Origin of the sequence: Shinella sp. 838 (genome assembly GCF_029623935.1) — a bacterium.
Taxonomy (GTDB): domain Bacteria; phylum Pseudomonadota; class Alphaproteobacteria; order Rhizobiales; family Rhizobiaceae; genus Shinella.
In genome coordinates, this window is sequence record NZ_JARSBQ010000004.1 from 439,433 (window position 1) to 461,233 (window position 21,801).

15 protein-coding genes are annotated in these 21,801 nt (G+C 65.7%); 14 read left to right on the plus strand and 1 reads right to left on the minus strand.

All coding sequences use genetic code 11. The features are described from left to right. Window positions 1–138 precede the first annotated feature (138 nt). The 3 genes from P9A16_RS16580 to P9A16_RS16590 are packed head-to-tail and all read left to right on the plus strand — an operon-like array spanning window position 139 to window position 5,526. Entirely contained in the window at window positions 139–900 is a 762-nt protein-coding gene (locus tag P9A16_RS16580) for an ImuA family protein (protein WP_024271423.1), read from the plus strand. Continuing rightward, window positions 812–2,335, plus strand: a complete 1,524-nt coding sequence (locus P9A16_RS16585) for a DUF6504 family protein (RefSeq protein WP_037409245.1) — start codon at window positions 812–814, stop codon at window positions 2,333–2,335. Before P9A16_RS16580 ends, P9A16_RS16585 begins: the two co-directional genes overlap by 89 nt. Further along, on the plus strand, window positions 2,332–5,526 hold the full coding sequence (locus P9A16_RS16590; RefSeq protein WP_023517171.1) for an error-prone DNA polymerase: 3,195 nt from the start codon (window positions 2,332–2,334) through the stop codon (window positions 5,524–5,526). The genes P9A16_RS16585 and P9A16_RS16590 overlap by 4 nt, the downstream gene beginning before the upstream one ends. Before the next feature lie 55 nt (window positions 5,527–5,581). On the opposite strand, the gene P9A16_RS16595 is transcribed toward P9A16_RS16590, so the two are convergent. Then, window positions 5,582–7,582, minus strand: a complete 2,001-nt coding sequence (locus P9A16_RS16595; protein WP_023517172.1) for a CocE/NonD family hydrolase — start codon at window positions 7,580–7,582, stop codon at window positions 5,582–5,584. Window positions 7,583–7,823: 241 nt separating this feature from the next. Between P9A16_RS16595 and P9A16_RS16600 the strand changes: the two genes are divergently transcribed. From P9A16_RS16600 to P9A16_RS16650, 11 genes are all read left to right on the plus strand, one after another. Then, the gene (locus tag P9A16_RS16600) at window positions 7,824–9,095 is read left to right on the plus strand and encodes an ABC transporter substrate-binding protein (protein ID WP_023517173.1); all 1,272 of its coding nucleotides are present in this window, start codon (window positions 7,824–7,826) and stop codon (window positions 9,093–9,095) included. A gap of 88 nt (window positions 9,096–9,183) precedes the next feature. Next, the gene (locus tag P9A16_RS16605) at window positions 9,184–10,068 is read left to right on the plus strand and encodes a carbohydrate ABC transporter permease (RefSeq protein ID WP_081870758.1); all 885 of its coding nucleotides are present in this window, start codon (window positions 9,184–9,186) and stop codon (window positions 10,066–10,068) included. A gap of 1 nt (window position 10,069) precedes the next feature. Beyond that, the gene (locus P9A16_RS16610; RefSeq protein ID WP_023513660.1) at window positions 10,070–10,915 is read left to right on the plus strand and encodes a carbohydrate ABC transporter permease; all 846 of its coding nucleotides are present in this window, start codon (window positions 10,070–10,072) and stop codon (window positions 10,913–10,915) included. Next, window positions 10,912–12,948 (plus strand): DUF5107 domain-containing protein, encoded by a 2,037-nt coding sequence (locus P9A16_RS16615; RefSeq protein ID WP_023513661.1) that lies wholly within the window; start codon window positions 10,912–10,914, stop codon window positions 12,946–12,948. Before P9A16_RS16610 ends, P9A16_RS16615 begins: the two co-directional genes overlap by 4 nt. Beyond that, a complete protein-coding gene (locus tag P9A16_RS16620; protein WP_278025766.1) occupies window positions 12,948–14,084 on the plus strand; it encodes an ABC transporter ATP-binding protein in 1,137 nt (378 codons plus the stop codon). Before P9A16_RS16615 ends, P9A16_RS16620 begins: the two co-directional genes overlap by 1 nt. Beyond that, window positions 14,081–14,956 (plus strand): DeoR/GlpR family DNA-binding transcription regulator, encoded by an 876-nt coding sequence (locus tag P9A16_RS16625; RefSeq protein WP_050744894.1) that lies wholly within the window; start codon window positions 14,081–14,083, stop codon window positions 14,954–14,956. Before P9A16_RS16620 ends, P9A16_RS16625 begins: the two co-directional genes overlap by 4 nt. After that, window positions 14,953–17,016 (plus strand): ROK family protein, encoded by a 2,064-nt coding sequence (locus P9A16_RS16630; protein ID WP_278025767.1) that lies wholly within the window; start codon window positions 14,953–14,955, stop codon window positions 17,014–17,016. The genes P9A16_RS16625 and P9A16_RS16630 overlap by 4 nt, the downstream gene beginning before the upstream one ends. Next, window positions 17,013–18,305, plus strand: coding sequence for a class II D-tagatose-bisphosphate aldolase non-catalytic subunit (locus P9A16_RS16635; protein ID WP_278025768.1), 1,293 nt, complete (start codon window positions 17,013–17,015; stop codon window positions 18,303–18,305). The genes P9A16_RS16630 and P9A16_RS16635 overlap by 4 nt, the downstream gene beginning before the upstream one ends. After that, a complete protein-coding gene (gene nagA / locus P9A16_RS16640; RefSeq protein ID WP_130514498.1) occupies window positions 18,302–19,447 on the plus strand; it encodes an N-acetylglucosamine-6-phosphate deacetylase in 1,146 nt (381 codons plus the stop codon). The genes P9A16_RS16635 and nagA overlap by 4 nt, the downstream gene beginning before the upstream one ends. A gap of 394 nt (window positions 19,448–19,841) precedes the next feature. Continuing rightward, complete coding sequence (locus P9A16_RS16645) at window positions 19,842–20,573, plus strand: FadR/GntR family transcriptional regulator (protein ID WP_023513667.1); 732 nt, start codon at window positions 19,842–19,844, stop codon at window positions 20,571–20,573. 2 nt (window positions 20,574–20,575) lie between these two features. Continuing rightward, entirely contained in the window at window positions 20,576–21,775 is a 1,200-nt protein-coding gene (locus tag P9A16_RS16650) for a mandelate racemase/muconate lactonizing enzyme family protein (RefSeq protein ID WP_023513668.1), read from the plus strand. The last annotated feature ends 26 nt before the right edge of the window (window positions 21,776–21,801 follow it).

Consider the following 21,801-nt stretch of genomic DNA (forward strand, 5'->3'; position numbering starts at 1 on the left):
GAGAACTTTTGCCGCGCCACTTGGTTCCCGCCGATGATTCAAACTGTGATCTTTCCGGCGCGATCAGGCGATTGACTCTTACGGAATTTGAGAACAAAAAGAGAACATATAGCCTTTCAACAGGGAGCTGCCAAGCCGATGTCCGCCTCCGCCCATGCCGTTGTCGCGGACCTGCGCGACCGCATCCGGCAGTTCGACGGCCGCGCCCAGCGCGACCGGGCGGTGCTGCCCTTCGGTGTGCCCGAAATCGACGAGCGGCTGCCGGGCGGCGGGCTGGCGCTGGCCAGCCTGCACGAGATCTGCGGTGGCGGTGACGATGCCGTCGAGGCCAGCGCCGCCATGCTCTTTGCCGCCGGCATCGCCGCGCGCACCAAGGGGCAGGTGCTCTGGTGCCTGACGCGGCCAGATCTTTTCGCGCCGGCGCTGGCGCAGGCGGGGCTAGCGCCGGGCCGTGTCCTCTATGTGGAGGCGGGTGACGAGAAGAGCCTGCTCCTCTGTTTCGAAGAGGGGCTGCGCCATGGCGGGCTCGGGGCCGTCGTTGCCGAGGTGGCGCGCCTGTCGATGACCGCCTCGCGCCGCCTGCAGCTTGCCGCGGAGGCCGGCGGCACGCTCGGTCTTGCCCTGCGCCGCTTCCGCCACAGCAAGGAGACGGAAGCCCTTGCGCAGCCCTCCGCCGCGGTGACGCGCTGGCGGGTCTATATGCGGCCCTCCGTTTCCCTTCCCGTGCCCGGCATCGGCCGGGCGCAATGGCTGCTGAAACTGGCCCGTTGCCGGGCCGGCGAGGCGGCGGACTTTGATGTGGAGGCCACCGATGCCGAGGGTCGTATCGCTTTTTCTTCCCGGCTGGCCGATCGATCGCCTGCGGCGGGCGCTCGGCACTTCGGCGCCGCCGCCGGATAGCAGGCTCGTGCTTGTCGGCCGTGACGGCGCGCGCCGCATCCTGACGGCGGTGAGCCGGCCGGCCGAGCAGGCGGGCCTACGCGTCGGCATGCCGCTCACCAAGGCCCATGCGCTGCTGCCCGGGGTCCTCAGCATGCCGGCCGACCCCGTGGCCGATGCCGCCGCCTTGGGCCGCCTCGCGCTCTGGGCGCTGCAGCACTATGCACCCATCGTCGCCCCGGACGCGCCCGACGGTCTCGTTATCGATACGACCGGTGCCGATCACCTGCATGGCGGCGAAGCGCACATGCTGACCGGCCTCGTCAATCGTCTTGCCGCCTCCGGCATCTTTGCCCGCGCCGCCATCGCCGACAGCTGGGGCGCGGCCCATGCCGCCGCCCGCTTCCTCGCCGATCCTGTCTGTATCATTCCGCCGGGCAGGGCAGGTGAGGCCGTGTCGCCCTTACCGGTCACGGGATTGCGGATAGCGCCGGAAACGGTGGCTGGTCTCCACGTGCTCGGCTTCTCTACGATCGGTGAGGTGCTGGCCGTGCCGCGCGCGCCGCTCGTTCTGCGCTTCGGCCCGCTTCTCGGCCGCCGGCTCGACCAGCTCCAGGGCCGGATTTCGGAACCCGTCGATCCGCTGCGCGACCCGGAGCTCGTCACCGTCCGGAAGGTTTTCGGCGAGCCGATCGGCGCACCCGAAACCATCGCGCGCTACACGGCCAGCCTCGTGCACGATCTCTGTGCGGCGCTGGAAAAATGCGGTCTCGGTGCCCGCCGGCTCGATCTCCTCTTCCATCGTGTCGACAATTCCCTCCAGGCGATCCGTATCGGCACGGCACGGGCCGTGCGCGACGAAAGACAGCTCATCCGTCTCCTGACGGACCGTCTCGAGACGATCGATCCCGGCTTCGGCATCGAGATCATGGACCTGACCGCGACGCTGGCCGAACCGCTCGTCCTGCAGCAGGCCGTCTCCTCCCTGATTGAGGCGGAGGAAGCGGACCTTGCCGGCCTTGTCGACGTGATCGTCAACCGCATCGGTGCCGCGCGCCTCTACCGCATCGCCCCGGTCGAAAGCGACGTGCCGGAACGTTCCTTCCGCCGCATTCCGCCGCTTTCGCCCGAAACCGGGGTGACCTGGCCAAGCCGCTGGCCGCGTCCTGCGCGCCTTCTGGCCCGGCCGGAGCCGGTCGAGGTCATGGCGCTCCTGCCCGACCATCCGCCCGCCTCCTTCACCTGGCGGGGCGTGCGGCGGCTGGTCAAGCGGGCCGATGGGCCGGAGCGCATCTTCGGCGAATGGTGGAAGCGCGATGCGGAACTGGCGGCCGTGCGGGATTATTTCCAGGTGGAAGACGCCGAGGGAGCGCGCTTCTGGCTCTTCCGCTCCGGCAATGAAGAGCAGGCGGCAAGCGGGGCCGGTCGCTGGTTCCTGCACGGGATTTTCGCATGAAACCGCGTTATTCCGAGCTTCAGGTCACATCCCATTTCTCGTTCCTGCGCGGGGCGAGCAGCTGCGCTGACCTGTTCGCGCAGGCAAGCGCCCTTGGCATCGAGGCACTGGCCGTCGTCGACCGCAACAGCCTTGCCGGCGTCGTCCAGGCCTTCAAGGCGTCGCGCGAACTCCCGGCGAATGCCTCGAAGGTGCGGCTGGTGGTCGGCTGCCGGCTCGACCTTGTCGATGGCATGTCGCTGCTCGTCTACCCGACCGACCGCGCCGCCTATGGCCGTCTCTGCCGCCTGCTCACCATCGGCAAGAAGAAGGCCGGCAAGGGCAAGTGCCATCTCGACTGGTCCGACGTCGTCGACTGGAACGAGGGCCTTCTTGCCGTGCTGGTGCCCGACGAGGCGGGCGAGACCGCCGCCTTTCATCTGCGCCGCCTGCGCGAGCATTTCAGGGACCGCTGCTACCTCGCCCTCACGCTCCGCCGCCGGCCGAACGACCAACTGCGATTGTTCGACCTCTCCAACCTCGCCGCCCGCCATGGCGTTCCCACCGTCGTCACCAATGACGTGCTCTATCATGAACCCGCCCGGCGCATGCTGCAGGACATCGTCACCTGCATCCGCCACAACGTCGCTATCGACAATGCCGGCTTCCTGCGTGAACGTCATGCCGATCGCTACCTGAAGCCGCCGGAGGAGATGCACCGGCTTTTCAAGCGCTATCCGGAGGCGCTGCGGCGGACGCTGGAGATTGTCGAACGCTGCCGGTTCTCGCTGGCCGAGCTGAAGTACCAGTATCCGGACGAGAAGGAATATTCGCATCTGACGCCGCAGGAGGCGCTTGAGAAATATACCTGGGAGGGGGCGGCCAGACGCTATCCCGGCGGTGTGCCGGAGACGGTGCGCGACAAGCTTCTCTACGAATTGCGGCTCATCGAGAAAATGAAATACGCGCCCTATTTCCTCACCGTGAATTCCATCGTCCACCATGCCCGCAACCTGCCGGTCCCGATCCTCTGCCAGGGTCGGGGATCGGCTGCAAACAGCGCCGTCTGTTTCGTCCTTGGGATCACGGCGATCGACCCGATGGAGAATGGCAGCCTTCTCTTCGAGCGCTTCGTCTCGGAACAGCGCGGCGAGCCGCCCGATATCGACGTGGATTTCGAGCACGAGCGCCGGGAGGAAGTGATCCAGTGGATCTACGATACCTACGGTACGGACCGCTCGGCACTCTGCGCCACCGTCATCCGTTATCGCTCGCGCGCGGCCATGCGGGATGTCGGACGCGCGCTCGGCATGCCGGAGGACGTGTTGAAGGCACTCTCTTCGCAAGTCTGGGGCTGGTCGCACGACTTGCCGCAAGGCCATGCCAATGCGGTCGGGCTCAATGTGGACGACCGCCGTATCCGGCTGCTGTTCGAGCTCGCCCGCCAGTTGCTCAACGCGCCGCGCCACCTCTCGCAGCACCCCGGCGGTTTCGTGCTGACCCGCGACCGGCTGGATGATCTCGTGCCGATCGAGCCGGCGGCGATGGATGCGCGCCAGGTGATCGAGTGGGACAAGGACGACATCGAGTATCTCAACTTCATGAAGGTGGACGTGCTGGCGCTCGGCATGCTCACCTGCATGCGCCGCGCCTTCGACTTCCTGCAAGAGCACAAGGGCGAGAGCTATACGCTGGCCACCATCCCCGCGGGCGATGCCGCGACCTACGAGATGATTTCAAAGGCCGACACGATCGGCACTTTTCAGATCGAGAGCCGGGCGCAGATGTCCATGCTGCCGCGCCTCAAGCCGAAGGAATTTTACGACATCGTCATCCAGGTGGCGATCGTGCGGCCGGGGCCGATCCAGGGGGACATGGTGCATCCTTATCTGCGGCGGCGGCAAGGCTTGGAGAAGGTGGAATATCCCAAGGCTGCTTTCGAGAAGGTCCTCAAAAGAACCCTCGGCGTGCCGCTGTTTCAGGAGCAGGCGATGCAGGTGGCGATCGAATGCGCCGGCTTCGAGCCAGGCCGGGCCGATCAACTCCGCCGCGCGATGGCGACCTTCAAGCAAACGGGTGGCGTGGACAAGTTCCGGGACGAATTGACCAATGGCATGGTTGGCAAAGGATACACCCGCGACTTTGCCGAACGAATGTGCCGCCAGCTCGAAGGGTTCGGCTCCTATGGTTTCCCGGAGAGCCATGCCTACAGTTTCGCGATCATCGCCTATGCCTCTGCCTGGGTGAAGTGCCATCACCCGGAGATCTTCTGCGCGGCCCTGCTCAATTCCCAGCCGATGGGATTTTACGCCCCGGCGCAGATCGTGCGCGATGCACGCGAGCATGGGGTGGAGGTGCGGCCGGTTTGTGTCAATGCCAGCCGCTGGGATTGCACGCTGGAGCCGGCAGAGGCGGGGCGCCTTGCTGTTCGACTCGGATTACGGCTTGTGAAGGGCCTTGATAACAAGGAGATAGCCAGATTTGTTGCGGAAAGAGGTGAGGAGCCGTTTGCCTCTGTCGATGATCTGTGGCGCCGCACCAAGCTGGCATCCGACACGCTGGTGCGGCTCGCCGAGGCGGATACCTTCCGGCCGTCGCTCGCACTCTCCCGCCGCGAGGCGCTCTGGGCGCTCCGTGGTTTGCGGGACGAACCGCTGCCGCTGTTTTCCGCGGCGGCCGAGCGGGAGGCCGCGGTCGTGCCGGAATTGACGGAGCCGGTGGTGACGCTGCGGCCCATGGTGGCGGGCGGCGAGGTGGTGGAGGACTACGGCCGCGTCGGCCTGACGCTCCGGGCCCATCCGGTCAGCTTCCTGCGGGAGAGCCTTGCGCGCCGCCGCCTGCTTTCCTGCGCCGATGCGACGCGGCTTCGCGACCGCCAGAAAGTCGAGGCGGCCGGTATCGTGCTCGTCCGCCAGCAGCCGGGCTCAGCCAAGGGCGTCATCTTCGTGACGATGGAGGACGAGACGGGCATTGCCAATCTGGTTGTCTGGCGCAAGGTTTTCCTCGCCTATCGTCCCATCGTGATGAGTGCGCCGATGATCGCCGTCAAAGGATATATCCAGCGGGAGGGGGAGGTGGTGCACATCGTCGCGCAGCACCTCACCGATCTTTCGGCCGACTTCGCCACCATCGGCCGGCGTGGCGATGCGGCCCAGCCGGAAACCCGCGAGGCAGTGCAGACCATCCGCGTCAAATCCCGCGACTTTCATTAGGAAACTCGCGCAAGCCGCTGATAAACGGTTTTTTTTGGTGGAAATTGTCGCTCCTCTACATGAAGTCGCGCGGGACCGCCCGTTCGAACGTCTTCTCGAAGATCTGCACCTCCCCCTCATAGGCGCGCACGCTGGCCGAGATCAGCCAGTCCGTCGCCGTGCAGGCGATGGTCGCGGTCGAGAGGGTGCGCACGAACCAGCCGGGGCGTTGCATGTCGCAGGTCCAGACGGCGGTGCCGGTCATCGAAAGCGGATCGTTTTCGGCGATCGACCAGAGTTCGTCGCGCAGCTGGCGGGTGGCAAGGCCCGTGCCGGGGTGCTCGTAGAGGCCGGTGTCCTCGTAGATCGTATATTCGGTGAGGCCGTTCGTCAGGTCGCGCTCGACCCCGCGGACGGTCTCGGCGGGGGCAAGCTCGGTATATTTCGGCAGCGGATCGGGATTGGCCGGTTCGGGGAGTGCGATGACCCGGTGGGCGCCGAGCTTCGGCAGGGCGAGGCCGAGCGAGGCAAGATCGATCGTCACGCCGGCATTCGTCGGCGGCGGCAGCACCATCGGCCAGTAGGAGGTCGAGAGCGACAGGCGGATGCGATGTCCGGCGCGGAAACGGTAGCCCATGGCGTCGAGCATGAGACGGACATGGACTTTTTTGCCCCTCGGCATCGCCTTCGGTTCGGCGTTGCCGTCGCGGTGGGCGAGGTTGAGCACGCCGAAGGTGACGCGCGTCGCCGTTCCGTCCGGATGCAGATCGACGAGGCGGGCGCAGAGATTGGCGATATCGGCGTCCGTTGCGATGTCGAGTTCCAGCACTGGCTGGCCGAGGAAGTCTTCGGCTACCGTGAGCGGCGCGGTTTCGATCACCAGCGAGCCGGCGTCATCGAGGCGCTGGTCGAGCGCCATCTCCGCATCCGGCTTCAGCGTAAACCATTCGCCGGCCATGATGCCGGTGTCGAGCGGGGATTTCAGCGTGCGGTCGTAGCCGCTGGCGCCGGCGATCGGCATGCCGGGGGTTAGGGTGCCGTATTGCTCGACGTAGAAGGTCGCCATGTCGGGCGCCTCCCAGCGATCCTTGGCAATCCAGAAGCCGGGATCGGCCTCGCGGCGGAGCGCCGGGCGGGGGGCGTCCTGGATATAGGCGCGCACCTGCGGTGTTTCCTCCGCCCCGTTCTCTTCGCCGCGCAGCCAGCGGTTCCACCAGGCGATGGCTTCCGCATGGAAATCCATGCGCGGCTTCGGCCAGGCGAAGTGCGGATATTTATGCACCCAAGGGCCGATCAGCGCCTTGGCCTTGTCGCCGAGACCCTCGACGGCCTTCAGCGGCGTGCTGCGATAGCCGTCCGCCCAGCCGGCGATGACGAGGGCTGGCACCGGGAAGCCGGCGAAATCCTCGCAAATGGAGCCGTGCTTCCAGAAGGCGTCGCGGCGCTGGTGCTGCAGCCATTCCTCCAGGAAGAAGGGTTCGTTCTCCAGCCGCTCCAGCCACATCGCCTTCCAGCGTTCGCCGACGATGGCAGGGTCGGGCGAGCGGGACTGATAGGCGAGCATGGTGGCGGCCCAGGAAAGCTGGGCCGAAAGATGCGTGCCGTTCTTGTAGTGGATGTCGTCGTTGTAGCGATCCACGGTGGAGGCGATGGAGATGACGGCCTTCAGCGCCGGCGGCTTCAGGGCGGCGACCTGAAGGCAGTTGAAGCCGCCCCAGGAGATGCCCATCATGCCGACCGATCCGTTCGACCAGGGCTGCGCCGCAATCCACGCGATCAGTTCGCAGGCATTGGCGAGCTCCAGCGGGGTATATTCGCCGTCGATGACGCCGTCGGATTCGCCGGAGCCGCGGATATCGACGCGCACGCCGGCAATGCCGGCGGCGGCGAAGACGGGATAGGTCGATTCATCGCGCGGGCTCGTGCCGTCGCGCTTGCGGTAGGGCAGGAATTCGAAGACGGCGGGTACGGGATCCGCCTCCGCGCCGTCCGGCATCCAGATGCGTGCAGCCAGCCGGGTGCCGTCGGCAAGCGTGATCCACTGGTTTTCGATGACGGTGAAGGGGCGATCGGTCATGGACGGTCCGTTCTGAGGAGGGCGCGGCAAGAAGCATTGCCTCGAGCATGCCCGATTTTCACGCGGGGCGTCGAGCCGGATGCGACCTTTGCCCCCGCCAAATCGTCAAATGTAATAAAACTACAAAACTGAAAGTTTGCGAGATTTTTATGTTGCAAAATTTCAGATTCTCCCTCTAACTGCCCCCACGAAGCCGCGCATAGCAGGACAAACCGGCGCGCTTTCGATTTGGGAGGAGTGAATGGTGAACACGATCTTATGGCGCTCTGCCGCCGCTGCCGCGCTGTCGCTCGGCATGATGGCGGGCATCGGCGCCGCCAATGCAGCCGAACTGGTCTTCTGGTCGATGTGGAACGAGCCCGAGCCGCAGGCCGCCGCTCTGCGCAAGGTCATGGACAACTATACCAAGGCGAACCCGGACACGACCTTCAAGGTCGTCTGGAACGGTCGCCAGAACCAGACCAAGCTGCGCGCGGCGCTTCAGGCCGGCACGCAGGTCGACTTTGCCGACCAGGATGGCGACCAGCTGGCTGGTGGTTTGCAGAAGGAAGGGCTTGGCTACGAGATCGCGGCGGAGCTTGGCGATACGAAAGCAGCCCTCCTGCCCGGCGTGCTCGATCTCTACGCCACCGGCGGCAAGATCGTTCAGGTTCCCTACATCTACAACACCGTCAACATCTGGTACAACAAGGAGATGATGACCGAGGCCGGCGGTAGCGTTCCGCAGACCCTCGACGAGCTCTTCACCCTGTGCGGCAAGCTGAAGGAAAGCGGCAAGCATGCGCTGGTGACCGAGGGCAATGTCGGCTTCTACCAGGTGCTGTACTTCTCGCATCTCCTGTCGCGTGCCAAGGGCTCGGATGCCATGATCAAGGCCTTCGAGGTCAAGGACGGCTCGGGCTGGTCCGATCCGGCCGTGCTTGAGGCTGCAAAGACGGCCCGCAAGTTCTGGGATGCCGGCTGCATCGCGGAAGATGTGCGCGGTTTCCAGTATCCGGCCGGCCAGCAGACGATCGCACTCGGTGACACGATGGGCGAACTTGTCGGCTCCTGGCTTCCGACGGAGCTGACGGAGACGGCCGGTGCCGATTTCCCCTGGGGCGCCTTCAATTTCCCGGCCGTTGCGGGCGGTGCCGGCAAGGTGACGGATATCGAGGTCGGCCTCGTGTCTGTGATGGTTCTTAAGAATTCGCCGAACGCCAAGGAGGCTGCCGGTTTCGTCAATTATCTCCTCAGTGAGGAGGCGCAGTCGATCCTCGTTGCCGATGGCGGCGTTGGCGTGGTGCGTGATGGCGTCGAATGGCCGCCGGTGCTGGCGGATGCCTATGCCTCGGCGAAGAACGCGACGGCACTTTCCGGCTTTGGCGGCGGTCTCGGCGTCTCCTATCCGGAATTCAACGCGACGGTGCTGACGCCCGAATTCAGCAAGATGTTCCTTGCCCAGTCCACGCCGGAGGATTTCGTCAAGATCCTCGTCGAGCGGACCAAGGCTCATTGGGCAAGCCAGCAATAAGGCCCTTGCAGCAAGCCGGGGTGATGCGCCTGCGCCGCCCCGGCCGGCCTTGTGACGATCAAATATCTTGCCCAATGGAGACGACGCGATGATGAGGCGACGCATGGTGGTGGCGTTTTTGGCGCCCGCCCTCATCCTCTATCTCGGCCTGCTGATCTTTCCGGCGCTGCAGGCCTTCTATCTCAGCCTGTTCAAGACATCAGGCTTCGGCGACACGCCGGTCTGGGTCGGGCTCGGCAACTATACGCGTCTCCTCGCCGATCCGATCTTCTGGCAGGCGCTGCGCAACATGTCGCTGATCATGGTCGTGGGTGGCATCGCCACCTTCGGGCTCGCCTTTGTCTTCACCATGCTCCTGAATTCGGGGCTGTGGGGCAAGAAACTGTTTCGCGCGCTGATCTTCCTGCCGAACATCATCGCGGTCGTCGCGATCACGACCTTCTGGTCCTTCGTCTTCATGCCGCGCTACGGCCTGTTGACCAGCCTCCTGAAGGCGCTCGGCCTCACGGGACTTGCCTCCATCTCCTGGACGGCGCCGGAGAACGTTTTCTTCGCCATGATGGTTGGCCTTGTCTGGATCTCGGCGGGCTTCTACACGATCCTCATCCTCGCCGGTGCGGACAAGGTGCCGATCGACATGTATGAGGCCGCGCGGCTCGAGGGTGCGAGCACCTTTCAGATCTTCCGCCTCATCACCCTGCCGATGATCTGGGACGTCATCCTGATCACGCTGGTGCTGTGGTCGATCCATGCCATCAAGATCGTCGAGTTCCCCTACGCTTTCGGTGGCCCGAACATCGACCAGAACCTCTATACGCCCGCGATCTACCTCTACATCATGGGTTTCGGCCAGCGTGAACCGGTCTATGCGCTCGGCTATTCGACCGCCATCGGCGTCGCGCTCTTCTTCCTGACTCTCGTCACGATCGTGCTGCTGCGCGTCGTCTTCAAGCGCGAACGCGTGGAGTATTGAGATGAGCAAGCTTCTGACGTTGCGCGGCGCAAAACGCGGGTTTTCCTATCTCGTGATCGGCGGCTGGTCGGCCCTTTCTGTCTTTTTCGTGCTCTGGATCATTCTCGCCTCACTGAAGCGCAACCGTGATCTTTTCGGAAAACCCTGGTCGATCCCGCTTGATCCCGCCTGGGGCAACTACGTCAAGACCTGGGTGAACAGCCGCTTCGGCGACTATTTCCTCAACAGCCTGATCGTCACTTCCGTCTCGGTCATCGCCCTGCTCCTCGTCTCGGTACCGGCCGCCTATGTGCTGAGCCGCGGGCGCTTTGCCGGGCGGGCGGCGCTGTCGAACTTCTTTGCCTTCGGCATGGGTGTGCCGATCCCGCTGCTCTTCGTGCCGCTCTTCGTCATCATGACGACGCTGAGGCTCGGCGACAGCCTGACGGGGCTCTCCCTCGTCTATGTGGCGCTTTCCATTCCGTTCAGCATCTATGTGCTGGAAGGCTTCTTCGCCTCGCTACCATCCGAACTGGAATCAGCGGCGATCATCGACGGCTGCTCGGATTTCCAGGTGTTCCGGCACGTCATGCTGCCGCTCGCCGGCCCCGGCATCGCCACGGTCGCGATCCTCAACTTCGTCGGCCTGTGGAACGAGTACCAGCTCTCGCTCGTGCTCCTCAACAGCCCGGAGAACCGGACGCTCTCGCTCGGCATCTATTCGCTGATCACGTCCATGCAATATTCGGGCGGCGACTGGGCCGGCCTCTTCGCCGGCGTCACCATCGTGATGGTGCCGACGATCATTCTCTTCATCATCCTCTCCGAGCGGATGATCAGCGGTATCACCATGGGAGGCGTCAAGTGAACCGGACCCTGCAGAAACCCAGCGCCGAGGGCGTCACGACAATCGAGCAAACGGTCGTGACCCTGCCGATGTCTCATCTTGGCGGTCCGAGCCGGCTGCCGCGCCTGCGCTGGCAGCAGCCGATCCCGGACAAGGCGACACCACCGTCGCGCGGCCTTACCGCGGAAGAAAGCGCCAACGCCTTCGACTGGGGCAAGGATTCCATCCTGCCCTACCGCGTCTATGACGACTACGACCGCGCACAGCAGCCCGCAGACATGCCGCTGATCGTGCTCGACAACGGCCGGCTGCGCATCGCTGTCGCCCCGCAATATGGCGGGCGCATCATGCAGCTCTACGACTACGCGCTCGGCCGCGATCTCGTCTTCCGCAATCCCGTCTTCCAGCCGGCCAATCTGGCTGCGCTGAACGCCTGGTTTTCCGGCGGTATCGAGTGGAACGGGCTTATCCCCGGCCATACGCCCTTCACCGCGGCTCCGGTCTTTGCCGGCGTCGTCGAGACGGAGCGCGGCCCGGTGCTGCGCATCTACGAGTTCGACCGTATCGTCGAGGCCACCTGGCAGATCGATCTCTTCCTGCCGGCGGGCGAGGACCGGCTCTATGTGCATGGGCGCATCGTCAATGCAGCGCCGGTGGAAAAACACGCCTATTGGTGGACCAATGTCGCCGTGCCGGCGAGTGCGGGCATGCGCGTCATCAGCCCTGCGGATTATGCGATCGAACATGTCCTGCCGGGCAACGAGCTTGCGCGCTTCGCCTTTCCCGATCCGGCGCGCTTCGATGGCTCCTATCCGGGCCTCTGGAAGGGGGCGACATCGGTCTTCTTCCGCAAGCCTGATGCAAAGCGCCTGTTCATTGCCGCCCTCGACAAGACGGGCACCGGCCTTGCGCAGACGGCGACATCGGGCCTGAAGGGCCGGAAGTTCTTCTATTTCGGCACGGCGGCCGGCGGGCAGCACTGGATGGACTATCTCGCGCGCAAGGACGAGGGCGACTACATCGAGATCCAGGCCGGCATCACGCCGACGCAGAACCAGCGCTTCGTGTTGGCTGCGGAAAGCGAAACGCGCTGGACCGAGGTCTATGGCGGCCTGTCGGTCGATCCGGCCGCAGCCCATTGCGAGAGCTATGCGATCGCTGAACGCGCGACGGCGGAGGCGGTGGATCGGCGTTTCCCGCAGGCCGACCTCACGGAAGTCGACGGGTTCCTGACGCGCCTGTCGCAGATGCCGGTCGATCGTCGCCTTGCCGCGGGCTCGCCCTGGGGCGGCCGGCAGGAAAAACTCACCGGCAAGCTGCTTGCCGCAGGCCTCGATTTCTCCGTCGACCGGCCCGCCGACCTCTGGGACGACCTTGCAGAAAGCGGCAAGATCTCTGCAGCCAACCTGACCCGTGTTCCCGCCGACCTTGCGGTTTCGGACGCCTGGGTCGCGGCGCTGGAGCGCAGCGCCGAAGCACAGGGGAAGACATGGCTGCATGAGCTGTTGCTCGGCATCGCCGCGCTCGACCGCGAGAACGTGGCAACGGCGCGCGACCTGTTCGCGCGCTCGACGGCGGCGCACCCAAGCTGGCTGGGGCTGCGCCAGCAGGCTCTGATCACGGAGAACGGCGCGGAGGCCGAGCGGCTCTATCTTGCCGCCTGGAAGGCCGAGGATGCCCCGGCCGAGCTGGCTGTCGAGATCGTGCAGTTCCTGCTGCGTGCCGACCGGTCCGCCGCGCTTGAAACCTTCCTGGCCGACCTTCCGGAGGCCGTCGCAGCGCAGGAGCGCATCGTGCTCGCCCGCGCCTCGGTGGCGGCGGCGCGGGGTGATCTCGATACGCTGGAAGCGCTGCTGGCGGTCGAGTTCGCGACCATCCGCGAAGGCGAGGATCTTTCGGCCGACCTCTGGCACGCCCTGCAGACGGGTCGACTGGAACAGCGGCTGGGCCGCGCGCCCACTGCCGCCGAACTGGAAACGCACAACAGGGCCAACCCTTTGCCGGAACATCTCGATTTCCGCATGCGGGTCGTGCTCGAAGACGGGACGAACTGATGACGACGGTCGAGATCCGCGAGCTTCGCAAATCCTATGGCAGCCTGGAGATCATCCGCAGCGCCGACCTTGCCATTTCGAGCGGCGAGTTCGTCGTGCTGGTCGGGCCGTCGGGCTGCGGCAAGTCCACGCTGCTGCGCTGCATTGCCGGGCTGGAGCCGATCAGCGGCGGCACCCTCGCCATCGACGGTGAGGACATGACCGCGGCCGATCCGGTGAAACGGGGCGTCGCCATGGTCTTCCAGTCCTACGCGCTCTATCCGCACATGACGGTCGCCGAGAACATCGGTTTCGGCCTGAAGATCGCGGGCACGCCGAAACCGGACATCCGGGCGCGCGTGATCGAGGTGGCAAAACTCCTCAAGCTGGAGGCGCTGCTCGACCGCAAGCCGAAGGCGCTTTCCGGCGGCCAGCGCCAGCGCGTGGCGATCGGCCGGGCGCTGGCACGCAATCCGCGCATCTTTCTGTTCGACGAGCCGCTGTCCAATCTCGATGCCTCGCTCAGGGGCGAGATGCGCGTCGAGCTGGCCAAGCTCCACGCCAAGCTCGGCAACACCATGATCTACGTGACGCATGACCAGGTGGAGGCCATGACGCTTGCCGACCGCATGGTGGTGATGCGGCAGGGGATTATCGAGCAGGTCGGCGCGCCGCTCGAACTCTTCAACAACCCGATCAACCGTTTCGTCGCCGGCTTCCTTGGGCAGCCGCCGATGAACTTCATCCGCTTCGCTTCGGCTGCCAATGAGGGGCGGAGGGTGACGGGTACGCTTCCCGGCGCCGGGCGTGTTGCCCTCGACCTGCCGCCCTCGGCCGTACCTTCACCGTTGGAGGGGCTGGAGCTCGGCGTCCGCCCGGAGGATATGACCGTGTCCGACGGCGGCGAACTGAGCGCGACGGTTGAGGTGGTGGAACAGCTTGGCGGCGAGACCATCGTCTACGGCCGGCTGGCGGACGGCCAGGCCCTGACGGCAAAGCTTGCCGGCCAGGCGGGTGTCAGGGCCGGCGATCGGCTCTCCTTCACGCTGGCGCAGGAGCGCCTGCAACTCTTTGATGCGATGGGCCGCAACTTGCGTTACCGGATGCGAGAGGCCGGTGCGCAGCCCGGCAGTCCGGTCGAAAGGAGTGTGCCTTGACCTCTGTTCCCCCACCCGGCCAGACCCTGATCGAGACCGTTTCCGCCGATTTGCCGGAACTCAACAAGACCTTCCGGCGGGTGGCTCAGTACATGCTCGCCGCGCCGGAGGGCTTCATGCACAAGCCGGTGCAGGAGATTGCCGCCGCCGCGGAGGTGAGCGAGCCCTCCGTTATCCGCTTCTGCCGTCGCTACGGTTACAAGGGCATTCCGGATTTCCGCATCGCGCTTGCCATGGCGCTGGCGAACGGGCCGGCAGCCGAGCGCAGCTCGTTCCTCGAGCCGCAGATAACCGACAAGGCCGTGGTCAACCTCGCACTGAAGCGTGCCATTGCGCGCCACGCGCGCACGCTGATCGGCACGGACCGCTCGATCATCATCGATTCCGGTTCGACCGCCCAGCTCTTCGCTGAAACGCTTCGCGATGCCGACCCGCTGGCGGTGATGACCACCGGCCTCAACATCGTCGATGCGCTGCGCGGGGCGACGCAGCATTCCATCATGCTGCCGGGCGGCGTGCTGCGCCATGAATCGCGTTCGCTCTCCGGCCGCATGGTGGAGAACACGCTTGCCAATATGCATTTCGACGCCGTCTATCTCGGTGCCGACGCCATCGATCCCGCCTCCGGTCTCAGCACCTTCAACGAGGACGAAGCGCACCAGAACACGGCGATGATCCAGGTTTCGCGGCGTGTCGTCGTGCTGGCGGATTCGACGAAGTTCCGCGCGCCCGGCCTGCACCGCTTCTGTGAGATCGAGCGCATCCACACGATCATCACCGATACCGGTCTTGGCGACGACGTGGTCGCCGCGATCGAGGCGCGGGGCGTTGCCGTTCACCGCGTGGAACCAATCGAAGAGACTGCAAAATGACGTCGCAAAGTGCTTCCACCGCCATCCCCGGCCTCGACCGCTGGGACACCACACGGGAAATCCGCCAGCAGCCCGCGGTCTGGCGGGCTTTCGCCCCCGAACTTGCCGGCATTGCCGCCGAAATCCGCCCATGGCTGGCAAGCCGCGCGCATGATGAGGTGTGGTTCTGCGGTGCCGGCACCTCCGCTTTCATCGGCGAGACGCTGGCATCCTATCTCAACCGCGCCGCCGGCCCTGCGCGCTTCCGCGCCGTGCCGACGACGGACCTCGTGTCGAGCCCGTTGAGCTTCCTGAGGCCCGGCGCACGCAGGCTGGTCGTTTCCTTCGGCCGCAGCGGCAACAGTTCGGAAACCCTCGGCACCCTCCGGCTGCTGGATGCGCATGCGCCAGAGGCAGACCGCCTGCACATCACCTGCAACGCCGAGAGTGCTTTGGCGCGGCCGATGGGGCTGGGGCCGGGCGAACAACGGACGATCCTGCTCCCGCCGGAAACGAACGACCGCGGCTTCGCCATGACCTCCAGCTACACGACGATGTTGCTTTCGGCGCTCGCCTGCTTCGATCCCGCCCCGCCGGACGAGCCGACCGCGCTGCTGGCGCGCCTTGCCGATGCGGCGGAGGGACTGATCCGCCGCGGTTTTGCCGATCTTGCTAGGCTCGCCACGCCCGAGCGCGTCGTCTTCCTCGGTTCCGGTCCGCTGATTGGCTCGGCGCGGGAATGTGCACTAAAAGTGCTGGAGCTGACGGCCGGCAGCATCGCCACGTCCTGGGATTCGACGCTCGGCTTTCGCCACGGCCCGAAGGCGGTGGTGAACAAGAATACGCTGGTCTTCGTCCTGCAATCGGCCGATCCGTTCACGCAGGCCTATGACATCGACCTTGCCCGGGAGATTGCCGTGCAGTTCGGTCCCCAGGCCATCGTCCGGCTCGGCCCGGCGACGGGCGGCGCTGATATCGACGTGCCCGCCATCGGTAACGATGCCTGGGGTTCCGTGCTGCATGTCATCGTTGCGCAGATGCTGGCCGTGATCTGGTCGGACCGGCTCGGTTTTGCGGTCGACGACCCCTTTGCCGGCCGGAACCTTACCCGTGTCGTTGCCGGCGTGACGCTCTACGACCTGCCGAAGCCCGCCCCGGCCGCCTATGGCGCCATCGATGTCGGTGGTTCGAAGATCGAGGCGGCGTTGTTCGGGGACGACTTGCAGCCGATCGAAAAGCGCAGGATCGATACCCGCAAGGACAGCTACGACGACCTCGTGGCGGCGATTGCCGAGCAGGCCGGCTGGCTCGAGGCAAAAGCCGGCAACCTTGCCGCCATCGGCATCGGCCTGCCGGGACTGATCGATGCAGCGACCGGGCTTTCGGTTACCTCCAATCTGCCGGCGACCGGGCGCAGCCTTGGCGCCGACGTTTCGGCGTGCCTCGGCCGCCGCGTGCCGGTGGAGAACGACTGCAAGTGCTTTGCCCTGTCGGAAGCCAATGGCGGAGCGGGCGCGGGCCATCGCACCGTCTTCGGTCTCATTCTCGGCACGGGCGTCGGTGGTGGTGTTTGCGTCGATGGCCGGCTGGCGAAGGGCCTCAACGGGCTTCCCGGCGAGGTCGGCCATTTCGGCCTGCCGGCCGAGCGTGTGGCGACGTACGGCCTGCCGCTCGTCGCCTGCGGTTGCGGACGCACCGGATGCTACGAGACCTACGTGTCCGGCCCCGGCCTGACGCGCATCGCGCAGCACGTCGCCGGCCGGCCGCTGCGGGCGGAGGAAATCGTCGAGGCTGCGGCCGGAGGCGATGCGGCGATGCGGTCCGTGCTGGACATCTGGCTCGACCTGCTCTGCGAACTCGTTCACACGATCCAGCTGACGATCGACGCGGACTGCGTCGTGCTCGGCGGCGGCCTGTCGCGCATGGCTGGCCTTGCCGACGACCTTGCCGCGGCCTTCGAGGCGCACAAGTTGACGGGCGTGCGCAGCCCCGTCTTTCGGATTGCGCTGCATGGTGATGCCAGCGGAACCCGGGGCGCGGCCATCCTTGCCCGCCAATCGCTGCGGGAGGGCCGGCCATGAAGGAGCTGCGTGCTCTGATCGCCCGCAACCGCGCGGGTTCGGGGGAGACCATGCCCTCCGTGTGCTCGGCGCATCCGGATGTCATCGCCGCCGCACTTCTTCTCGCCGAAGAGCATGGGGTGCCATTGCTCGTCGAGGCGACGAGCAATCAGGTCAACCAGTTCGGTGGCTACACCGGCATGCAACCGGCCGATTTCATCCGCTTCGTGCACGAGATTCGCGATCGCGTCGGCGCATCGGGCCAGCCGTTGCTCTTCGGCGGAGACCATCTCGGGCCGCAGGTGTGGCGCAGCCAGCCGGCCGATGTGGCGATGGCGCATGCGCGGGGCCTCGTGGCGGCCTATGTGCGTGCCGGTTTTACCAAGATCCATCTCGACTGCTCAGAAGGCTGCGCGGGTGAGCCTGCCCAGGTGGCCGATGCGGTCAGCGCCGCGCGGGCGGCCGAACTCGCCGGCGTCTGCGAGGCTGCCACTGACGACCCGTCGTCGCTGAGCTACATGTATGGCACGGAAGTGCCGCCGCCCGGCGGTGCCCGGGCGGAGGAGGGCGGACAGGGAATCGCCCCGACGACGCCGGAAAGCGCAGAGGCCACCATCGCGGCGCATCGCGATCATTTCGAGGCCCTGGGGCTTCATGGTGCCTGGCAACGGGCAGTGGGCCTCGTGGTCCAGCCGGGCCTGGAGTTTGCGCCGGACCACATCCATGCCTTCGATCCGGCAACGCCCGATCGCCTGTCGCCGGTGCTGCGCGATCGTCCCGGCCTGAGTTTCGAGGCTCATTCCACAGATTACCAGGCGCCGGACGTCTATCCCGAGCTCGGGCGGCGTCATTTCGCGGTGCTGAAGGTCGGTCCGGCGCTGACCCATGCCTATCGCCAGGCGGTCTATGCGCTGGAAGGTGTGTCGGACTGGATCGGTGCGGAGCCGGATCGTCCGCGTGTTCCTGCCGTCATGGAGGACCTGATGCTGGCCGATCCCGCGAACTGGCGCAAACATTACAGCGGTGGCGAGGCACAGCTTCGCCTGCTGCGGCACTTCAGTTATGCCGACCGCATCCGCTACTACTGGACCCAGCCGGCGGCGCGGCAGGCGGTGGAGCGCCTGATGTCCCTCCTCGGCGAGACCCGGCCGCCGCGCATGGTGCTGGAGCAATATTTCGCGCCTGGCGTTCTTGCGCGTGCCGATCGCCTGGCATCGCGCGTGCGCGACTGGCGGTTGGCTCTCGTCTATGCGCAGATCCAGGCGGCGCTTGCGCCCTACTATGCGGCGTCTGCGAGGTCCGCGGGATGACGGTCATCGCCGGGCAGGACGTGGCTCCCTTCGATATCGACGCGACCGAGGCGTGGTGGCTCGTGCCGGAGAGGCTTTTCGACGGCGAGACGCTCGATACGGGCCGCGCCGTGCGCATCGTGGCGGGACGCATCGACGACCTGCACCCGGTTGTGGAGGCGGGGCGGGACGACCTGCCCGTCTGGCGGACGAACGGCCTCGCATCGCCTGGATTCTTCGACGTGCAGGTCAATGGCGGCGGCGGTGTCATGGTCAACGGCACGCCGACGGCCGATGGTCTCCGCGCCATCGCCGCTGCGCATCGGCCGGGCGGCACGACGGCCATCCTGCCGACGCTGATCACGGATGCGCCCGAGGTGATGGAAAAGGCCGTCTCAGCCGTGATCGCCGCGGTCGGGCGGGATGGCATCGTCGGCGTTCATCTCGAAGGCCCGCATATCAGCGTGGCACGCAAGGGGGCGCACAATCCACGCTTCATCCGCCCGATTGACGACGATACGCTTTCCTGTGTCCGGCGCCTGCGCGCCGCCAATGTGCCCGTCCTCCTGACGCTCGCGCCGGAATGCGTGCCGCCGGGAACGATCGCGTCGCTGCGCGCGATGGGCGTCGTCGTCTCGCTCGGCCATACCGCGGCCGATGCCGCGACGACGCGGGCCGCGATTGCGGAGGGCGCGCGAGCGGTGACCCATCTCTACAATGCGATGACGCCCATCACCTCGCGCGAGCCGGGTGTCGTGGGCGCCGCGCTCGACAGCGATCTTTATTGTGGCTTCATTGCCGACGGGCACCATGTGGACGATGCGGTGCTGCGCCTGGCAATCCGTTCCCGTCCGATGGTCGGGCGCATGGTGCTCGTCTCGGATGCCATGTCGACGTGGAACGGGCCGGATCATTTCACCCTCTATGGCGAGACCATCCGCCTTGAAGGCGGCAAGCTGGTGAACAGTATCGGCTCGCTGGCCGGCGTGCATACCGACATGGCGACCTCGCTGCGGCGGCTGGTCGATGTCGTGGGTGTTCCTCTCGAGGACGCGTTGAAGATGGCAACGGCAAATCCGAGCCGCCTCATGAGGCTGGAGGCAAACGTCGGCTTCCTCAGGCCGGGCATGCCCGCCGATATCGTCCTGCTCGGCGGCCTGTAAGGCCAATTGATACTCAGCCGATGCCGGTCTGCAAATGGCGAATTTCCGCGCTTCCGGTGCTCGCGCACCGAAAGGACGCTGCGCTGTGGATCGTAAAAACATCAGGCTTGGGTCTGGCCGCTTCATCACTCGATAGCCCGGTTGTCGGCCGGGTCTGTATGTCCGCGCTGCGCGGCCTGTGACGGTGGGCGTATTAGCCGCCGATGTGCGCCCAGCAGAGTGCGTGTTTCCCGCCGGACCAGATGACATCGTTGGCGGCGATGCTGGCCGTAGTGCATCGGATTCCCGTCTCCAAGCGCCGCTCTCCCTATCCATGAAATTTACGTTGACAATAGCTGGCGGTAAATCTATTTCGAGGTATCTAGTAACCTATATGATAGGTAAGGGCGGCGCGATGGAATCGAAGTCGGAACCGGATGCGGTCAGTGGTCAGAAGGGCGGCGAGGGGCTGCTCGGCGGCGTCATGGATGCCGTCCGGATCCATATTCGCGAAAATGGCCTGCAGGTCGGCGATTGGCTGCCGAGCGAGGGGGCCTTCGCGGAAAAACTCGGCGTTTCCCGTGGCATCGTGCGCGAGGCCTATCGGTCGTTGTCCGCACTGACGCTGATCGATGTCGGTAACGGCCGGCGCCCCCGGGTGGCGGCGCCCAGGGCAGACGTGCTGGCGCTGGTCACCGATCATGCCGTGCACACCGACCAGGTGACGATCCAGCAGATTTTCGATGTCCGCCGCACGGTCGAGCGCCGGACGGTCGTGCTTGCTGCCATGCGCCGTACCGACCGCGAGGCGGCTGCAATCGTCGCGCTGGCCGAGGCGATGCAGCGGGATTTCGAAGAGCCGCAAAAGGTCATGGAGCACGACATCGCCTTTCACGAGGCGATCGGCGCGGCGTCGCGCAATCCGATGTTCTCGCTGATCGTCGGCTCGTTCCATGTGGTGACGCGCCAGACCTGGCCGATCGGCTGGGCAAGCCGCGCCAGCAACGAGACGCGGCAGGAAAGCATCGACGGTCACATGACCATCGCCCAGGCCATCGCCAATGGCGATCCGACGACGGGTGAGCAGGCGATGGTCGAGCATTTCGACCTGACGGTGAAGGCGCTGCTGGCAGCGGGAGTGTACTGACCATGAAGATCACCGCGTTTGAAACCGTCCGCGCCCGCGACTTTGCCAACATCCTCTGGGTGCGCATCCACACCGACGAAGGCCTTGTCGGGCTTGGCGAGACCTTCTTCATGGCTGCGACCGTGGAGGCCTACATCCACGAGGTCGTGGCGCCGAAGCTGCTCGGCCGTGATCCCCTTGAGATCGACCGTATTTCCAAGGATCTGACGGGTTATCTCGGCTTCCGTTCGACGGGGGCGGAAATGCGCGGCAATTCGGCCGTGGATATCGGTCTCTGGGACCTTTTCGGCAAGGCGACGAACCTGCCGATCGCCCAGTTGCTCGGCGGCTTCTCGCGGCGCGAGATCCGCACCTACAACACCTGCGCCGGTAACACCTACATGCGCGAGGCCAAGGGCCAGCAGACCGACAATTACGGCATCGGCGGCCCGCGGCGCGACTATGACGACCTTAACGGCTTTCTGGAGCGGGCGGACGAGCTTGCCGAAGACCTCCTGTCGGAGGGCATCACGGCCATGAAGATCTGGCCGTTCGACATCGCGGCGGAAAAGAGCGGCGGCCAGTACATTTCCGGGCCGGATCTGCGCAAGGCGCTCGAACCCTTCGAGAAGATTCGCAAGCGCGTCGGCGACCGCATGGACATCATGGTCGAGTTCCATTCCATGTGGCAACTCACCCCGGCCATCCAGATCGCCCGGGCGCTGGAGCCCTATGCCACCTTCTGGCACGAAGATCCGATCAAGATGGATTCGCTCTCCAGCCTCAAGCGTTATGCGGCGGCAAGCCGCGCGCCGCTCTGCGCCTCGGAGACGCTTGCCACCCGCTGGGCCTTTCGTGATCTGATGGAGACCGATGCTGCCGGCGTCGTCATGCTCGATCTTTCCTGGTGCGGAGGCCTTTCCGAGGCCAAGAAGATCGCCACCATGGCGGAAGCATGGCACCTGCCGGTGGCCCCGCATGACTGCACCGGCCCCGTGGTGCTCGCCGCCTCGACGCACCTGTCGCTGAACGCGCCGAACGCGCTCGTGCAGGAAAGCGTGCGCGCCTACTACAAGACCTGGTACGCCGACCTGACGACGCAACTGCCAACCGTGACGAACGGCATGATCACCGTGCCGCCCGGACCGGGCCATGGCATTGATCTTGCGCCGGATCTCGACCGCAAATTCGACGTCTCGCGCCGGACTTCGGCGCTGGAGTGACCGGCACGGCGCTGATCGCTTGACTC

Bases quoted from the DNA above. Each gene is read 5' to 3' on its own strand.
- P9A16_RS16580 (WP_024271423.1), top strand. From the start codon at position 139: ATGTCCGCCTCCGCCCATGCCGTTGTCGCGGACCTGCGCGACCGCATC.
- P9A16_RS16585 (WP_037409245.1), top strand. From the start codon at position 812: ATGCCGAGGGTCGTATCGCTTTTTCTTCCCGGCTGGCCGATCGATCGC.
- P9A16_RS16590 (WP_023517171.1), top strand. From the start codon at position 2,332: ATGAAACCGCGTTATTCCGAGCTTCAGGTCACATCCCATTTCTCGTTC.
- P9A16_RS16595 (WP_023517172.1), bottom strand. From the start codon at position 7,582: ATGACCGATCGCCCCTTCACCGTCATCGAAAACCAGTGGATCACGCTT.
- P9A16_RS16600 (WP_023517173.1), top strand. From the start codon at position 7,824: ATGGTGAACACGATCTTATGGCGCTCTGCCGCCGCTGCCGCGCTGTCG.
- P9A16_RS16605 (WP_081870758.1), top strand. From the start codon at position 9,184: ATGATGAGGCGACGCATGGTGGTGGCGTTTTTGGCGCCCGCCCTCATC.
- P9A16_RS16610 (WP_023513660.1), top strand. From the start codon at position 10,070: ATGAGCAAGCTTCTGACGTTGCGCGGCGCAAAACGCGGGTTTTCCTAT.
- P9A16_RS16620 (WP_278025766.1), top strand. From the start codon at position 12,948: ATGACGACGGTCGAGATCCGCGAGCTTCGCAAATCCTATGGCAGCCTG.
- P9A16_RS16630 (WP_278025767.1), top strand. From the start codon at position 14,953: ATGACGTCGCAAAGTGCTTCCACCGCCATCCCCGGCCTCGACCGCTGG.
- P9A16_RS16635 (WP_278025768.1), top strand. From the start codon at position 17,013: ATGAAGGAGCTGCGTGCTCTGATCGCCCGCAACCGCGCGGGTTCGGGG.
- nagA (WP_130514498.1), top strand. From the start codon at position 18,302: ATGACGGTCATCGCCGGGCAGGACGTGGCTCCCTTCGATATCGACGCG.
- P9A16_RS16645 (WP_023513667.1), top strand. From the start codon at position 19,842: ATGGAATCGAAGTCGGAACCGGATGCGGTCAGTGGTCAGAAGGGCGGC.
- P9A16_RS16650 (WP_023513668.1), top strand. From the start codon at position 20,576: ATGAAGATCACCGCGTTTGAAACCGTCCGCGCCCGCGACTTTGCCAAC.